Origin of the sequence: Alkalilimnicola ehrlichii MLHE-1, assembly GCF_000014785.1 — a bacterium.
GTDB classification, from domain to species: domain Bacteria; phylum Pseudomonadota; class Gammaproteobacteria; order Nitrococcales; family Halorhodospiraceae; genus Alkalilimnicola; species Alkalilimnicola ehrlichii.
In genome coordinates, this window is sequence record NC_008340.1 from 2,528,162 (window position 1) to 2,543,266 (window position 15,105).

At 68.8% G+C, this 15,105-nt stretch carries 17 protein-coding genes; 14 read left to right on the forward strand and 3 right to left on the reverse strand.

What is annotated here, in order from left to right; translation table 11 throughout:
* The first annotated feature begins 51 nt into the window (after window positions 1-51).
* From MLG_RS11270 to MLG_RS11325, 12 genes are all read left to right on the forward strand, one after another.
* Window positions 52-1,035 (forward strand): calcium/sodium antiporter, encoded by a 984-nt coding sequence (locus MLG_RS11270; RefSeq protein ID WP_011629960.1) that lies wholly within the window; start codon window positions 52-54, stop codon window positions 1,033-1,035.
* Window positions 1,036-1,067: 32 nt separating this feature from the next.
* Window positions 1,068-2,093, forward strand: a complete 1,026-nt coding sequence (locus MLG_RS11275; RefSeq protein WP_011629961.1) for a KpsF/GutQ family sugar-phosphate isomerase — start codon at window positions 1,068-1,070, stop codon at window positions 2,091-2,093.
* A 9-nt stretch (window positions 2,094-2,102) separates the two neighbouring features.
* The gene (locus MLG_RS11280) at window positions 2,103-2,678 is read left to right on the forward strand and encodes a KdsC family phosphatase (RefSeq protein ID WP_011629962.1); all 576 of its coding nucleotides are present in this window, start codon (window positions 2,103-2,105) and stop codon (window positions 2,676-2,678) included.
* Window positions 2,662-3,240 (forward strand): LPS export ABC transporter periplasmic protein LptC, encoded by a 579-nt coding sequence (gene lptC, locus MLG_RS11285; protein WP_011629963.1) that lies wholly within the window; start codon window positions 2,662-2,664, stop codon window positions 3,238-3,240. Before MLG_RS11280 ends, lptC begins: the two co-directional genes overlap by 17 nt.
* Window positions 3,227-3,754, forward strand: a complete 528-nt coding sequence (lptA, locus tag MLG_RS11290) for a lipopolysaccharide transport periplasmic protein LptA (protein WP_011629964.1) — start codon at window positions 3,227-3,229, stop codon at window positions 3,752-3,754. Before lptC ends, lptA begins: the two co-directional genes overlap by 14 nt.
* The gene (lptB, locus tag MLG_RS11295) at window positions 3,751-4,476 is read left to right on the forward strand and encodes an LPS export ABC transporter ATP-binding protein (protein WP_011629965.1); all 726 of its coding nucleotides are present in this window, start codon (window positions 3,751-3,753) and stop codon (window positions 4,474-4,476) included. The genes lptA and lptB overlap by 4 nt, the downstream gene beginning before the upstream one ends.
* Window positions 4,477-4,628: 152 nt before the next feature.
* Entirely contained in the window at window positions 4,629-6,134 is a 1,506-nt protein-coding gene (locus MLG_RS11300; protein WP_041718044.1) for an RNA polymerase factor sigma-54, read from the forward strand.
* Between the two features lie 24 nt (window positions 6,135-6,158).
* On the forward strand, window positions 6,159-6,500 hold the full coding sequence (gene hpf, locus MLG_RS11305; protein WP_011629967.1) for a ribosome hibernation-promoting factor, HPF/YfiA family: 342 nt from the start codon (window positions 6,159-6,161) through the stop codon (window positions 6,498-6,500).
* Window positions 6,501-6,560: 60 nt separating this feature from the next.
* Complete coding sequence (gene ptsN / locus MLG_RS11310; RefSeq protein WP_041718600.1) at window positions 6,561-7,031, forward strand: PTS IIA-like nitrogen regulatory protein PtsN; 471 nt, start codon at window positions 6,561-6,563, stop codon at window positions 7,029-7,031.
* Window positions 7,032-7,085: 54 nt separating this feature from the next.
* Window positions 7,086-7,943, forward strand: coding sequence for an RNase adapter RapZ (gene rapZ, locus MLG_RS11315; protein WP_041718601.1), 858 nt, complete (start codon window positions 7,086-7,088; stop codon window positions 7,941-7,943).
* A 62-nt stretch (window positions 7,944-8,005) separates the two neighbouring features.
* Entirely contained in the window at window positions 8,006-8,299 is a 294-nt protein-coding gene (locus tag MLG_RS11320; protein ID WP_049753676.1) for an HPr family phosphocarrier protein, read from the forward strand.
* 99 nt (window positions 8,300-8,398) lie between these two features.
* Complete coding sequence (locus tag MLG_RS11325) at window positions 8,399-8,767, forward strand: hypothetical protein (protein WP_011629971.1); 369 nt, start codon at window positions 8,399-8,401, stop codon at window positions 8,765-8,767.
* 43 nt (window positions 8,768-8,810) lie between these two features.
* On the opposite strand, the gene MLG_RS11330 is transcribed toward MLG_RS11325, so the two are convergent.
* Both MLG_RS11330 and purE read right to left on the reverse strand, forming a co-directional pair.
* Window positions 8,811-9,959, reverse strand: a complete 1,149-nt coding sequence (locus MLG_RS11330) for a 5-(carboxyamino)imidazole ribonucleotide synthase (protein WP_011629972.1) — start codon at window positions 9,957-9,959, stop codon at window positions 8,811-8,813.
* Window positions 9,956-10,450, reverse strand: coding sequence for a 5-(carboxyamino)imidazole ribonucleotide mutase (gene purE, locus MLG_RS11335; protein ID WP_011629973.1), 495 nt, complete (start codon window positions 10,448-10,450; stop codon window positions 9,956-9,958). The genes MLG_RS11330 and purE overlap by 4 nt, the downstream gene beginning before the upstream one ends.
* 107 nt (window positions 10,451-10,557) lie before the next feature.
* Between purE and MLG_RS11340 the strand changes: the two genes are divergently transcribed.
* Entirely contained in the window at window positions 10,558-10,794 is a 237-nt protein-coding gene (locus MLG_RS11340) for a flagellar basal body rod C-terminal domain-containing protein (RefSeq protein ID WP_011629974.1), read from the forward strand.
* A 629-nt stretch (window positions 10,795-11,423) separates the two neighbouring features.
* Here the strand turns inward: MLG_RS11340 and MLG_RS11345 are convergent.
* Window positions 11,424-13,232 carry a PHA/PHB synthase family protein gene (locus tag MLG_RS11345; protein ID WP_011629975.1) on the reverse strand — a complete coding sequence of 603 codons (1,809 nt, stop codon included), beginning with the start codon at window positions 13,230-13,232 and terminating at the stop codon, window positions 11,424-11,426.
* 114 nt (window positions 13,233-13,346) lie between these two features.
* Here MLG_RS11345 and MLG_RS11350 point away from each other — a divergent pair, with 114 nt between their 5' ends.
* Entirely contained in the window at window positions 13,347-14,141 is a 795-nt protein-coding gene (locus tag MLG_RS11350; RefSeq protein ID WP_011629976.1) for a class I SAM-dependent methyltransferase, read from the forward strand.
* The last annotated feature ends 964 nt before the right edge of the window (window positions 14,142-15,105 follow it).

Sequence of the window (15,105 nt, forward strand, 5' to 3'; positions counted from 1 at the left end):
GGGTCGGCATCCCCCTCACCCCTCGCACCCCATTGGCATTAGAATGCGCCCATGTTGCTGCAGATCATCCTATTGGGGCTCAGCTTCGCCCTGCTCGCCTGGAGCGCCGACCGCTTCGTGCTCGGGGCCTCGGCCACGGCGGCGCTGCTGGGCCTCTCACCGCTGTTGGTGGGGCTGACCATCGTCGCCTTCGGCACCTCGGCGCCGGAGCTGCTGGTCTCGGCGCTGGCGGCACTGGCCGGTAGCCCGGGCCTGGCGGTGGGCAATGCCATCGGCTCCAACATCGCCAACATGGGCCTGATCCTGGGCCTGACGGCGCTGTTCGCCCCGCTGCTGATCCGTGGCCGCATCCTGCAGCGGGAGGTGCCGGCCATGGCCCTGGTCATGCTCGGCACCTGGCTGCTGATGCTCAACGGCCGGCTGGACCGGCCCGAGGGGATCGCGCTGCTGGCCGGGCTGGTGGCGCTTACCGCCTGGCTCGCCTGGATCATCCGCCGCAGCAACGGAAATGGCGCTGACGCCGCCCTGGTCGCGCCGGTGAACGGCCTGCCGGAAGACGCCCCCACCCGGCTGCCCCGTGCCCTGCTCTGGCTGCTGCTCGGCTTGGTGGTGCTGCTGATCAGCGCCCAGACCGCCGTCTGGGCCGCCACCGGCCTGGCGGAGCGGGCCGGGGTGGCCGAGACCGTGGTGGGGTTGACCCTGGTTGCGGTGGGCACCAGCCTGCCCGAGCTGGCCACCTGCCTCGCAGCCGCCCGCCGCAGCCAGGGCGATATTGCCATCGGCAATATCATCGGCTCCAATATATTTAACCTGCTCGGCGTACTCGGCCTGGCCGCCACGCTGCGCCCGGTGGCCCTGGAGCCCGGCATCCTGAGCCGGGATTATGCCACCATGGCCGGCATCACCCTGATCTTCTTCCTGCTCAGCCATGGCCTGCGCCAACGCGGCCACGTGGGCCGGGCCGCCGGGGCCTTCCTGGTGCTGCTTTGGGTGGCCTGGCTGGTCTGGCTGGGCCTGGACAATCTGGGGCCGTAAGCGCAAGACGCACGCCCCGCGGAGGACTGCTAATGAACGCCCAAAAGACCCTGGTGGAGCGCCAGCGCCGCCAGCCCGGAGAACCGGCCAGCGACGAGCGCTTCCGGGCACTGGGCCAGGCCGTGCTCGAGCTGGAGGCCGATGCCGTGCGCACCCTGACCGAGCGGGTGGACGCCACCTTCGTCCGCGCCTGCCGCCACATGCTGGCCTGCCGCGGCCGGGTGGTGGTCACCGGCATGGGCAAGTCCGGCCACATCGCCGGCAAGATCGCCGCCACCCTCGCCAGCACCGGCACCCCGGCCTTCTTCGTGCATCCGGGCGAGGCCAGCCACGGCGACCTGGGCATGATCACCCGCGACGACGTGGTGCTGGCCCTGTCCAACTCCGGCGAGACCAACGAGATCACCACCATCCTGCCGCTGATCCGGCGCCTGCACGTGCCCCTGATCGCGCTCACCGGGAACCCCGACTCCACCCTGGCCCGCGCCGCCGATGATCACCTGGATGTCAGTGTCGCCCAGGAGGCCTGCCCGCTGGGCCTGGCCCCCACCGCCAGCACCACGGCGTCGCTGGCCATGGGCGACGCCCTGGCCATCGCCCTGCTGGAGGCCCGCGGCTTCACCGCCGACGATTTCGCCCGCTCCCACCCCGGCGGCCGCCTGGGCCGGCGCCTGCTGCTGCTGGTGGAGGACGTGATGCACACCGGGACGCGCATCCCGCGGGTGGGCGAGGACACACCGCTGGCCGAGGCCCTGCTGGAGATCACCCGCAAGGGCCTGGGCATGACCGCCATCGTTGACGGCGACGACCGTATCCTGGGCGTGTTCACCGACGGCGACCTGCGCCGCTGCCTGGACCAGGGCCTGGACATCCATCGGCTGCGGGTGGGCGAGGTGATGACCCGGGGCGGGCGCACGGTACGCCCGGACGCGCTGGCCGCCGAGGCCCTGGAGCTGATGGAAAGCCACCGCATCAACGCCCTGCTGGTCACCGATGACGGCCAGCGGCTGCTCGGTGCCCTCAACATGCACGACCTGTTGCGCGCCGGTGTCGTGTAAAGTGATGCCATGAACGCGAATCCGGAGATCCGCCCCGGCTACCACGGCCAGGTCACCGACGCGGTGCTCGCCCGCGCCGCCGGGGTGCGCCTGCTGGTGCTCGACGTGGACGGCGTGCTCACCGACGGCAGCGTTTATATGGGCCACGACGGCGAGCTGTGCAAGGGCTTCCACATCCACGACGGCAAGGGCATCCGGCTGCTGCAGCAGTCCGGCGTGGAGGTGGCATTGCTCACCGCCCGCCGCTCCCCGATCCTGGAACGGCGGGCGGCGGAGCTGGGGATCCAACAGCTCATCCAGGGCTCCGGGCGCAAGGGAATCGATCTCGAGCGGCTGCAGTCCGGGCTGGGCATCCCCGCCGAGGCCTGCGCCTACATGGGCGACGACCTGCAGGACCTGCCCGCCCTGCGCCGCTGCGGCCTGGCCGTGACCGTGGCCGACGGCCATCCGCTGCTCACCCGGCACTGCCATTGGCAGACCCGGCGGCCGGGCGGCCGTGGCGCGGTGCGCGAGCTGTGCGAACTCATCCTCGCCGCCCGCGGCGAACTCGACGCCCTGCTTCAGGCCCATGAAGACGCGGATTAACCCCCCCCGGCTGTTCACCCTCATCGCCGTGGGCCTGTTGATCGGCGTCGCCTGGCTGATCGCCGATCGTCCCGACCGCGAGCCGCCCCCCGACCCGGAGATCCCCACGCGCGAGCGGGCCGACTACTTCATGGAGGGGTTCACCATCCACGCTGCGGACGCGACGGGCCGCTGGCAGTACCGACTGAGCGCGGACGACCTCTACCACTTTCCCGAACGCGGGGTCTGGTCCTTCGCCCGGCCGGAGGTGGAGATGTTCGCCGAGGCCGGCGCCAATTGGTACGGTAGCGCGCCCCGGGGCAGCGCGTGGGACCAAGGCCAGCGGGTCCTGCTGCACGAGGAGGTCCGGTTCTGGCGACCCGAGAGCGCCGTCAACCGGCCGCTGGAACTGGAGACCCGCGAGCTGTGGTTCTACCCCGGTGACGACCGGGTGGAGACAGAGGCGCACGCCGTGCTACGCCAGGACACCTCCTACACCGAGGGCGTGGGGGCCCGAGCTTGGCTGGACCAGCAAAGGATCGAATTGCAATCCGAGGTCAGAGGACACCATGAACTGCCATAACCGCGCCGCCACCTTGCTGGCCGGCCTGCTCTGTCTGCTGCTGGCCACCGGGGGGCAAGCCCGTACCCCCGACCGCGACCGGCCCATTGATCTGGAGGCCGACCGCGCCGAGATCGACAACGTCCGCGGCATCAGCACCTACACCGGCGCTGTCGTGTTGACCCAGGGCAGCCTGGTCATCACCGGCGATCGCATGGTTGTGCACACCCGCGACGTGGAGGGGCGCCGCGTTCTGGACCGGGTGGAGGTGGCGGGCGGCCCGGCCACCTACGAGCAACTGCCCCCGGGGCAAACCGACACGGTGCATGCCGAAGCCCCGCGCATGGAGTACCACAGTCGCGGGCCGCAGCGCCTGCACCTGTCCGGAGGGGCCGAACTCTGGCAGCGGGAGAACCGCATGTCCGGCGACGAGATCCGCGTCAATCTGGAGACCCAGGAGGCAGTGGTCGAGGGCCGGGAGGACCGGCGCACCCGCACCATCTTCTACCCGGCGGAGGAGCGGGACGAGGAATGAGCCGCCTGGAGGCCAAATCGCTGGTCAAGCGCTATCGCGGCCGCACCGTGGTCGAGGAGGCCTCACTCACCGTGGATGCCGGTGAGATCGTCGGCCTGCTGGGGCCCAACGGCGCCGGCAAGACCACCTGCTTCTACATGGTGGTGGGCCTGGTGCGGGCCGATGGCGGTCAGATCCTGCTCAACGGCGAGGACATCACTGCCCTGCCGATGCACGCCCGCGCCCGCAAGGGCATCGGCTACCTGCCCCAGGAGGCCTCGGTCTTTCGCAAGATGACCGTGGCCCAGAACATCATGGCCATCCTGGAGACCCGACCGGACCTGGACCGTCGGGCCCGAAGGGAGCAGCTACAACAACTCCTGGACGAATTCCATGTGCCGCACCTGGCAGACCAGTCCGGCATCAGCCTCTCCGGCGGCGAGCGCCGGCGGGTGGAGATCGCCCGGGCCCTGGCCGCCAACCCGCAGTTTATCCTGCTCGACGAGCCCTTCGCCGGCGTCGACCCCATCTCGGTGGTCGATATTCAGCACATCATCCGGCAGCTCACCGAGCGCGGCATCGGTGTACTGATCACCGATCACAACGTCCGTGAGACCCTGGGCATCGTGGAACGGGCCTACATCCTCAGCCAGGGCCGGGTCATCGCCCGCGGCAGCGCGGAGGAGGTCCTCGCCAACCAGGCGGTGCGCGAGGTCTACCTGGGCGAGCATTTTCGGCTATAGGCGCCATTCCGCTGTAAACTAGGGGCATCCAGACCCGCGTGACGGGTCGCTTCCGACGCCATCGGGCGGCGACGATTAAAGAGATCCATGACAAGACATCGCATTCACACTTCAAAAGAACCGGATGGGGGGCACCCCCTTTGGCAACGGTCATGAAACAATCGCTGCAACTTCGACTCGGGCAGCAACTCACTATGACGCCACAGCTGCAACAGGCCATCCGCCTGCTGCAGCTCTCCACCCTGGATCTGCAGATGGAGATCCAGCAGCAGCTCGAGTCCAACGTCATGCTGGAACTCGCCGAAGAGGACCAGCAGGAGACCGAACAGCGCACCGAAGAGGGCGAGACCCAGGACACGGAGGGCGAGCGCGGGGACGAGGCCAGCACCGAGGAGGCCACCGAGGCCGGGACCGCGGGCGAGGAGACCGCCGCCCAGGAGCAGGCCGACATCCCCGAGGACCTGCCGCTGGACTCCAATTGGGATGACATCTACGACGGCAGCACCCCCTGGAGCCAGCCGGACAGCGAGGACGAGGACCGCGACCCCTACGCCAACCGCTCCGGTGGCGGTGAAACCCTGCACGACCACCTGACCTGGCAGGCGGAGCTCACCCCCTTCACCGATCGGGACGCGGCCATCGCACAGGTCATCATCGACTCCGTGCGCGACGACGGCTACCTGGGCGCCGGCATCGAGGAGTTGATCTCCGCCCTGCCGGCGGAGTGGGCCGTGGAGCCCGATGAGGTCGAGGCGGTGCTCCGGCGCATCCAGCACTTCGACCCGGTGGGCGTGGCCGCCCGCGATCCGCGTGAGGCGCTGCTCATCCAGCTCGAGCAGCTGCCGCCGGACACCCCACTGCTGCCCGAGGCCCGGCGCCTGGTGGATCTGCACCTGGACATGCTGGTACAGCGCCAGTACGCCCAACTCTGTCGGCGCATGAAGCTCAATCAGGACCAGCTTCGCGAGGTCCTGGGCCTGATCCAGACCCTCGATCCGCGGCCGGGCTCGCAAATCGGTGGCGACGAGACCCAGTACGTGGTCCCCGACGTGGTGGTCCGGCGCAGCGACGGCCGCTGGCAGGTGGAGCTCAATCCCGCGACCGCCCCCCGGCTGCGGGTCAACAGCTATTACGCCAGCCTGATCAAACGCGCCGACAACAGCAGCGACAACACCACCCTGCGCAACCACCTGCAGGAGGCGCGCTGGTTCATCAAGAGCCTGCTTAGCCGCAACGACACCCTGCTCAAGGTCGCCCGCTGCATCGTCGAGCGCCAGCAGGGCTACTTCGACCACGGCGAAGAGGCCATGCAGCCGTTGGTCCTGCGCGAGGTGGCCGAGGCGGTGGACATGCACGAGTCCACCATCTCCCGGATCACCACCCGCAAGTACATGCACACCCCGCGGGGCACCCTGGAGTTCAAGTACTTCTTCTCCAGCCATGTGCAGACGGTGGACGGCGGCGAGTGCTCCGCCACCGCCATCCGTGCCCGCATCCGGCGTCTGATCGCCGATGAGAACCCCACCAAACCACTCAGTGACAGTCGTATTGCCAATATCCTCCAGGAGGAGGGCATAAACGTGGCAAGACGGACCGTAGCCAAGTATCGTGAGGCTATGGCCATCGCGTCCTCGTCAGAGCGCAAGCGACTGGCCTGAATCGCAACGTTGAAAGGAGGCGGCATGCAAATACAGATCACCGGTCACCACGTGGATGTCACGGATGCCCTGAAGGCCTATGTACGGGAGAAATTCCAGCGCCTGGAGCGCCATTTCGATAACGTGGTGGACAGCCACGTGATCCTCTCGGTGGAAAAACTCCGGCAGAAGGCCGAGGCCAATCTGCTGATCAGCGGCAACCGGCTGCACGCGGAGACCACCGACGAAGACATGTACGCCGCCATCGACGGCATGATCGACAAGCTTGACCGCCAATTGGTCAAGCACAAGGAGAAGGTCACCGACCACCACCGCCGCGAGGGGGCTGCTCAGAAGGCGGGAGCGGGCGCAGGGGCCGCGGAGTAGACACTCAACCATCGGCCGGTGACCGCCGTCGCGGTCACCGGCCCCGGGCTGAACGACACCATGAAAATCGCCGAACTCATCACTCCGGACCGCATCCGTTGCGACGCCGAGGTCAGCAGCAAGAAGCGCGTGCTGGAACAACTCAGCGACCTGCTGACTGCGGATGACACCACACTGGCCTCCACCCAGGTCTTCGACCGGCTGGTGGCGCGGGAACGGCTGGGCAGCACCGGCCTGGGCCACGGCGTTGCCCTGCCCCACGCCCGCATGGAGGGCATCGAGCAGGCGCGGGGTGCCATGATCCGCCTCGACCAGGGGGTGGACTTCGACGCCTTCGACCGGGAGCCGGTGGATCTGCTGTTTGCGCTGGTGGTCCCCGAGCACTTCACCGACGAGCATCTGCAGATCCTCGCCGACCTGGCGGAGATGTTCAGCGACAGCGGCCTGTGCGAACAGCTTCGCGCCACCACAGACCCCACACGCCTGCACCGGCTGCTATCGGAGTGGCAGGGCAGCGAAACGGCCGGCTAACACCGACCGCCCCGAGCGGCGGTCGGTGGGCGGAGCACCATCTTCATGAAGAGCATCCGGTTGATCATCATCAGCGGCCTGTCCGGGTCGGGGAAGAGCGTGGCCCTGCACACGCTCGAGGACCAGGGCTGGTACTGCATCGACAACCTGCCCATTGGGTTGCTCAGCGCCTTCGCCCGACACGTCAATGACACCTGCCCCGCCGGCGGCGGCCGCTACGCCGTGGGTATCGACGCCCGCAACCGCCCGGAGGACCTGGACCGCATCCCGGCGATCCTGGACGAGCTGCAGGCACTGGGCCTGAACAGCGAGGTGCTCTTTCTATTTGCCAGCCGCGAGACCCTGATCACCCGGTTCAGTGAGACCCGCCGGCGCCACCCGCTCAGCGACGGTGACGCCGCGCTGGCCGACGCCATCGCCCGCGAGGAGGCTCTGCTGGCACCACTGCGGGCGCGCGCCGACCTCACCCTGGATACCAGCAACACCAACGTGCACCAGCTTCGCGACCTGGTCCGCGAGCGGATCGAGCACGACCCCGGGCGGCTGTCGCTGCTGTTCCAGTCGTTCGGCTACAAGCACGGCATCCCGCCGGATGCCGACTACGTCTTTGACGCCCGCTGCCTGCCCAACCCCCACTGGGAGCCGCGGCTGCGGCCGCTGACCGGACTGGACGCCCCGGTCCAGCACTACCTGGAGGCTCAGCCCGAGGTGGCGGAGCTGACCGGGCAGATCGAGGCGCTGATCGCCACCTGGCTGCCCGCCTTCCGGAAGGCGGCGCGCAGTTACGTCACCGTGGCCATCGGCTGTACCGGGGGGCAGCACCGCTCGGTCTACCTGGCCGAGCAACTGGCCGGGCGCTTTGCAACCGGCATGGATGCCATCAGCGTACGTCACAGGGAGCTCAACCGTTGAATTGCCAATCCGAGGAACACCCGCAACCCAACCAAGGACCCACCGCCGTGGCCAGCCAGGCAATGGACATCGTGAACACACTCGGGCTGCATGCCCGTGCCGCCGGCAAATTTTCCGCCCTGGCCGCAGAGTTCCCGTGCCAAATCCGGGTCACCCGCGGTCAACGCACGGTGGATGGCAAAAGCGTGATGGGGCTGATGATGCTGGCCGCCGGCTGCGGCAGCCAGATCCTGGTGGAGGCCGAGGGGGACCAGGCCGAGGAGGCGCTGGCCGCCCTCAGCCGCCTGGTGGCCAATGGCTTCGACGAAGGCCCCGGTGCGCCGAGCCCCCACCCGGGCGATAAAGGCGACGACTAGTCCACAACACCGCGCCCGACAGCCATAATAGAGGGAGGCGGGCACTGCCCCATACGGGACCGCCGACACGAGAGTCCATCAGCAGATTCGGGGAACGTTATGCAATTGAAGGAGTTGGTCGAAAGCTGGGAAGAGACGGCCGGCGAGCGCCGCACCCCCCACGAGTACGCGGTGCGCCTGCCCCTGGCTGACGCCGCCAAGCTGGCGGCACTGGCGGAGATGTATCCGGGGCGCTCCGAGGAGGACCTGATCACCGACCTGCTCAGCGCGGCGCTGGATGAACTTGAGGCCACCTTCCCGTACGTCCAGGGCCAGCGGGTGATCGCCGAGGACGAACAGGGCGACCCCATCTACGAGGATGCCGGGCTCACGCCGCGCTTCAAGGCACTGACACGGCGCAAGCTGCAGGCGCTGCGCGCCAGCGTCGAGGCGGACGAGGCCCCCGCCCCCAGTCGGGAAACCGGCTGAGGGCGCCAGGCGCCGGCTGCGGGCGCCCCAGGCGGTGGCGCTCTCAGCCTCCGGCGCCCGCTTGCAGCCGCTCACGGGCGCTCAGGGCCCGCCGCGCCGCGTCATCGCGGTCCTCACCGAAGGCAGTGACGTGGCCCATCTTCCGCCCCGGCTTGGCCTCGGCCTTGCCGTAGAGGTGGAGCTTGACCTCCGGGTCCTTGAGCGCCGCGGCCCAATCCGGCTCGCCATCGCCCCAGAGATCCCCCAGCAAGTTCACCATGGCCGCCGGCCGCAGCAATCGGCTGTCCCCCAAGGGCAGCCCGCAAAGGGCGCGCACCTGCTGCTCAAACTGGCTGGTCATCGCCGCATCGAAGGTCAGGTGGCCGGAGTTATGGGGGCGCGGGGCCAGCTCATTGACCAGCAGCCGTCCGTCACTGGCGACAAAAAACTCCACGCAGAGCACCCCGACCACATCCAGCGCCTCGAGGATGCCGCGGGTGACATCCTCCGCCTGCTCACGAAGCTGCGGCCCCAGCGGGGCCTCCGGCAGGGTGAGATCGAGGATGTGATCACGGTGGCGGTTCTCCAGCACGCCGTAGTGGGTGAAGCTGCCGTCCAAGCCGCGGGCGGCCACCATCGAGACCTCCATGTGGAAATCCACGAAGGCCTCCAGCACCGCCGCCTGCCCCCCGATCGCCGCCCACGCCCAGGCGGCCTCGGAAGGCTCCCGAATCAACGCTTGGCCTTTGCCGTCATAGCCAAAGCCGGCGGTCTTCAGCACCGCGGGCGTGCCCACCCGTTCGAGGGCGGCAGCCAGTTCCTCCTCCCGCTCCACGGTGGCAAAGGCCCCCACCGGAAAGCCCTGCTCGCTCAGCCAAGTCTTTTCCCGCCAACGGTTCTGGGCCACGTGCAGCACCGTATGGTGGGGGCGGACCGGGACGTACCCGGCCAGCAGATCACCGGCCTCGGCCGGCACATTCTCGAACTCAAAGGTGACCCCATCCACCCGGCGGGCAAAGTCACGCAGGGCCTGCTCATCGCGGTAGTCGGCGGTCACCTCGATGTCGCAGACCTGTCCGGCGGGACTGTCCCGGCCCGGGCCGAAGCACGCCACCCGATAGCCCATGCGACGCGCGGCCAGGGCGAACATCCGGCCCAACTGGCCGTTGCCCAGCACCCCCAGGGTGGCCCCCGGCAACAGTATCTTGCTCATTGCGGCAGCTCGTCCTCCAGAACCTTTTGTGCCTGGCGCTCGCGGAAGGCACGCAACCGCTCGCGCAGGCCGGCATCCTCGTTGGCCAGGATACTGCAGGCCAGCAGGCCGGCATTGCGTGCCCCGGCGCTGCCGATGGCCAGAGTAGCCACTGGCACGCCGCCCGGCATCTGCACAATGGAGAGCAGCGAGTCCAACCCCTTCAGCGCGCGGCTCTGTACCGGCACGCCCAGCACCGGCACGGTGGTCATGGCCGCCACCATGCCCGGCAGGTGGGCGGCGCCGCCGGCACCGGCGATAATCGCCTTCAGGCCACGCTCCTCGGCCTGGTGCGCATAGTCACGCATCAACTCCGGGGTGCGGTGCGCGGACACAATCCGGGCCTCATAAGGCACCTGGAAGTCGTCCAGAACCTGGCAGGCCTCCGACATGGTCTCCCAGTCCGAGCGACTGCCCATGATGACGCCCACCAACGGCTGCGACTCGCTCATCCTGCTTATCCCTCCGGTGAAAAACGGGGCAGTATAGCAGTTGTCAATGACGAGGACAGCTTTGTGCTAACCTGGGAGGGTACAGGGTATTACCGCCGGAGGTGGCCATGGACATCAACAACGCCTTCAACAGCGGCCTGCAGGGCGTCTACGCCGCGCAGTCCGGCCTGGAGCGCAGCGCCCTGGCCGTGGCCCGGGAGACCGCCCGGACGGCCGACGGTGCCGAGGACATCAACACCGCCCTGGTGCAATCGCTCAGCTACCAGCGCCAGGGCGAGGCCTCGGTGCGGGTGGTCCAGGCCGCCGACGAACTGCTGGGCACCCTGCTCAACGAACGCGCCTGACCCCGCTCCCGCTCCGCCCCATTAGTGCCCCCGAACCGAACACGTTGGCAGGCGGCCCTTAGGGCTGTGGATCGCCGCGTCGCTTCGCTCCTCGCGATGACGGGGGTGAGGCCCCCACCGTCACTGCGAGGAGGCGAAGCCGACGTGGCAGTCTACCGCCCTGGATCGCCACGGGCCTTCGGCCCTCGCGATGACGAGGGGAAAGCCTTCGGCCCTCGCGATGACGGGGAGGAAGCCTTCGGCCCTCGCGATGACGGGGAGGAAGCCTTCGGCCCTCTTGATGAACTTGGCCAGACGCTGCGGGCGCCCCCTACCCTCACTGCGAACGCGGACCCACCCCCACCGTCACTGCGAGGAGGCGAAGCCGACGCGGCAGTCTACCCCTCTGGATCGCCACGGGCCTTCGGCCCTCGCGATGACGGGGAGAAAGCCTTCGGCCCTCGCGATGACCGGGGGTGCCCCGTTCCTCGTTGATTCGCGCCCGCGCAGCGGGGAGGGGGGCTCGCGATGACGGGGGTGCCCCGTTCCTCGCTGATTCGCGCCCGCGCAGCGGGGCGGGGGGCTCACGATGACGGGACGATCCGCCCCGACAGGGCCGGCGGCGTAAGCCGCCGGCCAGCCCCGAGCGCTCATTTCGGGTCGTCGTGACGCTCCTTGACGTAGCTGCCGGGGGCGTCCTCGATAGGCGGGTGCTGCTCGCTGCCCAACTGCTGCGGCGCCTCGACCTTGGCACCGCCCTTATGGGCCAGCCACTTGCCCCAGTCGTTCCACCAGGACCCCTCAAAGTGCTTGGCGCTCTCCAGCCACTCGTCCTGATCCACCGTCTTCTTGGTGGAGGTCCAGTAGCCGTATTTATTCCGCGACGGCGGGTTGATGACCCCGGCGATGTGGCCGGAGCCGCCCAGCACATACTTAGTGGGCCCGGAAAGCAACTGCGGACCGCGGAGGGTGCTCTTCCAAGGGGCGATGTGGTCCTCCTTGGCCGACATGAAGTAGGCGGGCACCTTAATCTGGGACAGATCGATGGGTTCGCCGGCCAGGGTGATGCCACCGGGCTGCTTGAGCAGGTTCTTCTGGTACATGTTGCGAAGATAGAAGCTGTGCATCTTCGCCGGCATGTTGGTGGCGTCGGAGTTCCAGTAGAGCAGGTCGAAGGGGAACGGCTCGTCACCCTTCAGGTAGTTGTTGACGAAGAACGACCAGATCAGGTCGTTGGCACGCAGCATGTTGAAGGTGGTGGCCATCTGCTGGCCCTCCAGATAGCCCTTGGCGCCCATCTTGCGCTCGAGCATCTGGATCTGCTCCTCGTCGATGAACACCTCCAGCTCCCCCGGATACTCGAAATCGAGCATGCAGGTCAGGAAGGTGGCGGCCTTCACGCGGTCGTCGCCCTTGGCGGCCAGGTAGGCCAGGGTGCAGGCCAGCAGGGTGCCGCCCAGGCAGTAGCCCACGCAGCTCAACTCCCGGCTGCCGGTGATCTCGTTGACCGCATCCATGGCCGCCAGCGGCCCTTCAAGCATGTAGTCCTCGAAGGTCTTGTCCGCCTCCTTCTCCGTGGGGTTTTTCCACGAGATCATGAACACCTGGTGGCCCTGCTCCAGCAGCCACTTGACCATGGAGTTCTTGGGCGACAGGTCCATGATGTAGTACTTGTTGATCCAGGCCGGCGTCAGCAGCATGGGCCGCTTGTGGACCTTCTCGGTCTGCGGCTGGTACTGGATCAGCTGGATCAGGTCGTTCTGGTAGACCACCTTGCCCGGCGTGGTGGCGACGTTCTCGCCCACCTCGAAGGCGTCCAGGTCGGTCATACGGATGTTCAGCTTGCCACCGCCCCGGGACAGGTCCTCAAGCATGTTCTTGAGGCCCTTGATCAGGTTCTCACCCCGGGTTTCCAGGGTCTTCTCCAGCACCTCGGGGTTGGTCGCCACGAAGTTGGTGGGCGACATGGCGTCGATGAAGGCGCGGGTGTAGAAATCGACCTTCTGCGCGGTGCGGTCGTCCAGGCCCTCGGTCTCCTTCACCGTGCGGTGCAGGTAGTCGGCGCTCAGCAGGTAAGACTGCTTGATAAAGTCGAACAGCGGGTTGTCCTCCCAGTGTTCGCTCTTGAACCGCCGGTCCCCCTTGGACGGGCTGACCACGGGGTCGGACTGGAACCCCCAGAAGCGCAGCGCGGAGTTCTGCATGAGAGTCGCATAGTCCTGCCAGAAGGCCATCTGCGACTGCCAGAGGCGCACCGGGTCGGCCATCGCACGGGCGGCCCACTCCTGGAACGGCTTGCTCATGGCCAGAGCATCCTCCACCGAGATGTGGTGCTCGGTCTGCTCCTTGGCCAGGAAGTCGTTGACCAGCTTCTGGCTGGTGGTTGCGATCTCCGACAGCGCTTCCGAGAGTTCGGACGTTTCCAGAGCGCCGGGCTCCGTGGGTTTATTGTTCGCCATGCATGCACCTCCCAGGGCTGGGCGCCGCCGGTTTTTGGGCAGCGCTTCCAAAAGCGTTCGCGCATAGTACTGTAGTGGCCGGCGCAGCGACAAGAAACCGGGAGCCCGCTGTCAATGATCAACCGCAACCACCGGCCATTACGGGGCGTCCTGAGCGACCCCGACGAGCCGGCAGCCGCCGCCGCCCTGGCCCACCGGCTCGACCTGCCGCTGCTCACCGAGCCCCCCGAGACGCCCGCCCTCTTTCTACACCATAGCCGCAACGGCCTGGCCCTGCGCAGCAGTGGGTCGAACGCGCCCGGCCCGATACGGGTGAGCCTGGACGAGGGCCGGCAAGGCCAGCGCCTGCGCCAGGCCAGCCTGAAACGGGAGACGCTGGCCCGGGCCTGCGGGCTGCGCGGGGGGCGGTCGCTGCGCATCGTCGACGCCACCGCCGGCCTCGGTCGGGACGCCATGGTACTGGCCGCCCTCGGCGCACGGGTCACCCTGATAGAGCGCCACCCGGTGATCGCCGCACTGCTGGCCGACGGCCTGCGCCGGGCGCGACGCAGCCATCCCGAGCTGGCCGCCCGCCTGCACCTGGTGGAGGCGGACAGCCTGCAGTGGCTGGCCGAGCTGACCCCGGCGGAACGGCCCGAGGTGATTTGTCTCGACCCGATGTACCCGGCCGGAAGCACGCGCGGCGCGGTCCGCAAGGACCTGCAGGCGCTGCGGGAGCTGCCCGACTGGCCGGGCCTGGCCCCGGTGGACGAGGTCGCCCTGCTCGCGCTCGCCCGCGCCAGCGCCACCGCCCGGGTGGTGGTCAAACGCCCCGGGCGGGCCGCCCCACTGGCCGGCAAGGCACCGGACTGGCAACTGCCCGGGCGCAGCACCCGGTTCGATGTCTACCGGGGGCTCGCCGGGGATTAAGGGTGCCGCGAAGGGCGCGCGATGACGGGGATGGGGGCGCCCCCACCGTCACTGCGAGCCCCCGACCCATCATCCGTCACTGCGAGCCCCGAAGGGGCGTGGCAGCCCACGCCGGGGTGTGGATCGCCGCGTCGCTGCGCTCCTCGCGATGACGGGGGTGGTGGCCCCCACCGTCACTGCGAGCCCCGAAGGGGCGTGGCAGTCCATACCGGGGTGTGGATCGCCGCGTCGCTGCGCTCCTCGCGATGACGGGGGTGGTGGCCCCCACCGTCACTGCGAGCCCCGCAGGGGCGTGGCAGTCCACGCCAGGGTGTGGATCGCCGCGTCGCTACGCTCCTCGCGATGACGGGGGTGGTGGCCCCCACCGTCACTGCGAGCCCCGAAGGGGCGTGGCAGTCCATACCGGGGTGTGGATCGCCGCGTCGCTGCGCTCCTCGCGATGACGGGGGTGGTGGCCCCCACCGTCACTGCGAGCCCCGAAGGGGCGTGGCAGTCCACGCCGGGGTGTGGATCGCCGCGTCGCTGCGCTCCTCGCGATGACGGGGGTGGTGGCCCCCACCGTCACTGCGAGCCCCGAAGGGGCGTGGCAGTCCATACCGGGGTGTGGATCGCCGCGTCGCTGCGCTCCTCGCGATGACAGGGGTGGTGGCCCCCACCGTCACTGCGAGCCCCGAAGGGGCGTGGCAGCCCACGCCGGGGTGTGGATCGCCGCGTCGCTGCGCTCCTCGCGATGACGGGGGTGGTGGCCCCCACCGTCACTGCGAGCCCCGAAGGGGCGTGGCAGTCCACGCCGGGGTGTGGATCGCCGCGTCGCTGCGCTCCTCGCGATGACGGGGGTGGTGGCCCCCACCGTCACTGCGAGCCCCGAAGGGGCGTGGCAGTCCATACCGGGGTGTGGATCGCCGCGTCGCTGCGCTCCTCGCGATGACAGGGGTGGTGGCCCCCACCGTCACTGCGAGCCCCG

Coding starts and splice junctions, on each gene's coding strand:
- MLG_RS11270 (WP_011629960.1), top strand. CDS start 52: ATGTTGCTGCAGATCATCCTATTGGGGCTCAGCTTCGCCCTGCTCGCC.
- MLG_RS11275 (WP_011629961.1), top strand. CDS start 1,068: ATGAACGCCCAAAAGACCCTGGTGGAGCGCCAGCGCCGCCAGCCCGGA.
- MLG_RS11280 (WP_011629962.1), top strand. CDS start 2,103: ATGAACGCGAATCCGGAGATCCGCCCCGGCTACCACGGCCAGGTCACC.
- lptC (WP_011629963.1), top strand. CDS start 2,662: ATGAAGACGCGGATTAACCCCCCCCGGCTGTTCACCCTCATCGCCGTG.
- lptA (WP_011629964.1), top strand. CDS start 3,227: ATGAACTGCCATAACCGCGCCGCCACCTTGCTGGCCGGCCTGCTCTGT.
- lptB (WP_011629965.1), top strand. CDS start 3,751: ATGAGCCGCCTGGAGGCCAAATCGCTGGTCAAGCGCTATCGCGGCCGC.
- MLG_RS11300 (WP_041718044.1), top strand. CDS start 4,629: ATGAAACAATCGCTGCAACTTCGACTCGGGCAGCAACTCACTATGACG.
- hpf (WP_011629967.1), top strand. CDS start 6,159: ATGCAAATACAGATCACCGGTCACCACGTGGATGTCACGGATGCCCTG.
- ptsN (WP_041718600.1), top strand. CDS start 6,561: ATGAAAATCGCCGAACTCATCACTCCGGACCGCATCCGTTGCGACGCC.
- MLG_RS11320 (WP_049753676.1), top strand. CDS start 8,006: ATGGACATCGTGAACACACTCGGGCTGCATGCCCGTGCCGCCGGCAAA.
- MLG_RS11325 (WP_011629971.1), top strand. CDS start 8,399: ATGCAATTGAAGGAGTTGGTCGAAAGCTGGGAAGAGACGGCCGGCGAG.
- MLG_RS11330 (WP_011629972.1), bottom strand. CDS start 9,959: ATGAGCAAGATACTGTTGCCGGGGGCCACCCTGGGGGTGCTGGGCAAC.
- purE (WP_011629973.1), bottom strand. CDS start 10,450: ATGAGCGAGTCGCAGCCGTTGGTGGGCGTCATCATGGGCAGTCGCTCG.
- MLG_RS11340 (WP_011629974.1), top strand. CDS start 10,558: ATGGACATCAACAACGCCTTCAACAGCGGCCTGCAGGGCGTCTACGCC.
- MLG_RS11345 (WP_011629975.1), bottom strand. CDS start 13,232: ATGGCGAACAATAAACCCACGGAGCCCGGCGCTCTGGAAACGTCCGAA.
- MLG_RS11350 (WP_011629976.1), top strand. CDS start 13,347: ATGATCAACCGCAACCACCGGCCATTACGGGGCGTCCTGAGCGACCCC.